This is a genomic window from Pseudoalteromonas sp. Z1A6, assembly GCF_011378745.1.
In the GTDB taxonomy this organism is placed as follows: Bacteria; Pseudomonadota; Gammaproteobacteria; order Enterobacterales; family Alteromonadaceae; genus Pseudoalteromonas; species Pseudoalteromonas arctica.
This window is the reverse complement of sequence record NZ_WTKW01000377.1, coordinates 1-3,779: the sequence shown is the minus strand read 5'-3', so window position 1 is coordinate 3,779 and position 3,779 is coordinate 1. Positions and strand designations below refer to the sequence as shown.

Below are 3,779 nucleotides of genomic sequence, written 5' to 3'. Positions count from 1 at the left end.
TTAGCCGAAAGGTTATTTAAAGCTTATATTTACAGTACAGCTACATATTGATATCACATTAATTTGCTAATTTTTGTACTAATTTACTCCTTAAGGTTTTTATATGTTTGGTATTTCTAAAAGAAACGCAAAAATTGAAGAAATGGAGCTTCAATTAATTCAAAAACAATCTATTTTATCGGCAATTAATAAGCACGTTGCTTATATAGAGTTTACACCTGATGGAATAATATTAGACGCAAACCAGTTGTTTTTAAAAACGATTGGGTATAGCAAAGAGAAAATAATTGGTAAGCATCATCGTATGTTTTGCGAACCTGAATATGCAAAGTCAAACGAATATAGTCAATTTTGGCAAGCATTGAAAGCAGGGAATTCTAAAGCAGGCTCGTTTTTAAGGTACAAAGCTAATGGCGATAAGCTTTGGCTTGAGGCAACTTACTTTCCTGTAGAAGAGCGCGGCGTAGTCACCAAAGTTATTAAAATAGCCTCTGATATTACAAACAGTTACATACAAAGAAAAGCGCAAGAAGCTATTGCAAATGCACTCGACAAAGCCTTGGCTACAATAGAGTTTACCCCAGAGGGTAATATTTTAAAGGCGAACCAAAACTTTTTAGCAACAATAGGTTATAGCTTAAAAGACATTGTAGGCAAGCATCATAAAATGTTTTGTACTAAATTGTTTTATGAGAAAAACCCACGCTTTTGGAGTGAATTAGCGCAGGGGCAGTTTAAGTCAGGAAAATTTAAACGTATTGCCGCCGACGGTTCAGAAATTTGGTTAGAAGCAACTTATAACCCAATTTTAGATAGCAAAGGTAATGTAATTAAAATAATTAAGTTTGCATCAAATATTACCGATCGAATTAATAATAACAGTGCAGTGACAGAAGCCGCTGCAATAGCACATGAATCGGCGGTAGCTACTGCTACAACCGCTAAAAAAGGCTCTGAAATACTACAAAGCTCTATAGCGAACTCCGACGCCATTGTAAGCCAAGTACTTAAATCGGTAGATTTAATAAAAAATCTTAATGAACAGTCTGCGGTCATAGGTTCCATTGTTTCGACAATTAGCAGCATTGCGGATCAAACTAATTTACTGGCACTTAATGCCGCAATAGAAGCAGCGCGTGCTGGTGATTATGGTCGAGGTTTTGCTGTAGTAGCTGATGAAGTAAGGCAGCTTGCAGCCAGCACTAGTCGCTCTACTAATGAAATAGCAAGTGTTGTTAAAAATAACCAAGAGCTCACTAATGATATATCAAAGCAAATAACGTCAGTTTCAGACTCATCAAAACAAGGAAGAGAGCTTATTGCTAATGTGTCTGAGGTCATTAAAGAGATTGAACGTGGAGCCGATATTGTTTCTCAAACGGTAGCTAAGTTAAATACTTAGTTAATTGCATGTTCCTATGTTTAAAGCTGCCTTCTTATGTGCTCAAACACACCTAGCAACATTATAAATTGATAAAGTGCGACAATATGTCGCGCTTTTGCTTTTGCCACTCACACTATAATTACGCCAATTATTACAGTGGCATAAATTAACAATGGTTTATAAAAGCAAAACTCAAAAAACATATTTACTTACCCCTGTCGCATTTTTTATTAGTAGCGTGCTATCTCCTTTAGCATTTGCCGACGATACGCCTTTAGAAGTGATTGAAGTACACGGACATGCTCAAAATAAGCATTTAGCACTTGGTTCGTCAGAATCGTTATTAAGTGATTTAGGTGTCGATTTTTCAGCAGCGGGCGGCGTATCTAACTTACCTATTTTAAATGGTTTAATGGGCGACAGAGTTAAAGTGTTAGTTGATGGTGCAGATGTAACCGTTGCATGCGCTAATCATATGAACCCGCCACTTTCGTATATCTCGGCTAATCAAATTACGTCTTACAATGTGGTTGCAGGCGTGTCGCCAGTAAGCGCGGGCGGCGATAATATTGCCGGTGTAATAAGCGTTAATTCTATTTCACCACAGTACAGCGATAGCAGTGAATTAAGATGGCACTCGGGTTATGTGTCGGCAAAATACAGTAGTGTTGATAACGGACGTAAACTTGGCGTTGGTGCACGTTTAGCAAGTGACACGTTTAGCCTTAATTATCAGGGTTCGTTTAGTGACGCAGATAGTTATGAAGACGGTAACGGCGATGTAGTATTAGATACATTGTATCGAGCACAAAATCATAGTTTAACCGCAGCTATGCGCGATGATAAACAGCAATTAGTTATAAAGCTAACGCATCAAAAAATCCCGTATCAGGGATTTGCAAATCAGTATATGGATATGACCGATAACACCAGCTACGGTGCAATAGCTCAATACAAACGCTCCTTTGAAAACAGCGAGCTTGAAGGGCAAGTTAACTGGCATAGCGTAAAGCACGAAATGGGTTTTTTCAGTGAAGAAAAAACAGGCATGATGCGAATGAAAACCGATGCACAAGATATAAGTACGCAGCTTAAATGGCGTATCGCGCTTGATAAAAACAGCAGTATTTTACTCGGTCAAGAATATTACAATTACAGTATTGATGATTGGTGGCCAGGTATTGAAGGCTCAACCATGATGGGACCAGACGATTACGTAAATGTAAATAACGGTAAACGAGAGCGCATAGCGGCATTTGCAGAATTTGAGAGCCAAATAAATACAAAATTATGGTTAAACGCAGGCGTACGTATTGAAAGTATTAATACCCACGTTGGAGAGGTTCAATCTTACAACGATGACATGAGTATGATGGATATGGACGATATGAGCGACATGAGTAGTATGAAAAGTATGACCATGAGCGATACGTCTACAGATAATACCATCGCTGCACAGAACTTTAATGCTGGCGACAGAGATAACACCGACACCATAGTTGATGCTAACTTATTAATTAACTACCAAATAACAAATTATGATGAGCTGCAATTTGGTCTTGCCCGTAAAAACCGAGCGCCTAATTTATACGAGCGATACAGTTGGGGTGTAAGCACCATGGCAACCACCATGATTGGTTGGTATGGCGATGGTAATGGTTATATTGGTAACCCTGATTTAGACGTTGAAACAGCGCATACAATAAGTGCTACTTATATTAAGCAGGCTAAAGATGATGGTTGGCGGTTAAGCACCAATGTTTGGTATACAGATGTGAGTGACTATATTGATGCTGATATTGTAAGAAGCTTCAATAGTTATGACTTGGACAACACTGCGCGTAACATTTTTCAGTTTACTAATGTAGATGCTATTTTGTATGGTGCAAAAATAGACTTAACAGCCAACATTTATGAATCTAAAAATTTAGGCAACTGGCAGTTACACTCTAATGTTACTAATACCAGAGGCAAGCGAGACGATACTAACCAACCGCTTTACCAAATTAAGCCATTGCAAACTCAGCTAGATATTAGCCAGCAAATAGGTCGATTTGAAAATGTATTGTCTTGGCAGTGGGTAGATACAAAAAGCCGTGTAGACAATAATCGTTTTGAAAACCAAACAGACAGCTACAGCTTGGTTAATTTAAGCTCTAAAGCAACATGGAACGCATTAACGCTAAGCGCTGAAGTAAGTAATGTGTTTGATGAATATTACCAACTCCCACTTGGCGGTGTAAGTATTGCAGCGCTTAAACAAGATAGCAGCAACGGGTTTAAGCAATTAGCAGGGCTGGGGCGCTCGCTTAATATAAGTGCTAGCTATGCGTTTTAAATAACCTCCTATTCAAATTTAAAAAAAGCAAAAGCCATAACTGTGTTATGGCTTTTG

Annotated in this window: 2 protein-coding genes; both read left to right on the top strand. The window is 38.3% G+C overall.

The window, feature by feature from the left end:
- Positions 1 to 103 precede the first annotated feature (103 nt).
- Positions 104 to 1,402, top strand: a complete 1,299-nt coding sequence (locus GQR46_RS17365) for a PAS domain-containing methyl-accepting chemotaxis protein (protein WP_165726424.1) — start codon at positions 104 to 106, stop codon at positions 1,400 to 1,402.
- Between the two features lie 154 nt (positions 1,403 to 1,556).
- Positions 1,557 to 3,722: a TonB-dependent receptor gene (locus GQR46_RS17360; protein ID WP_165741728.1), complete on the top strand. Its 2,166-nt coding sequence runs from the start codon at positions 1,557 to 1,559 to the stop codon at positions 3,720 to 3,722.
- Positions 3,723 to 3,779: the final 57 nt, after the last annotated feature.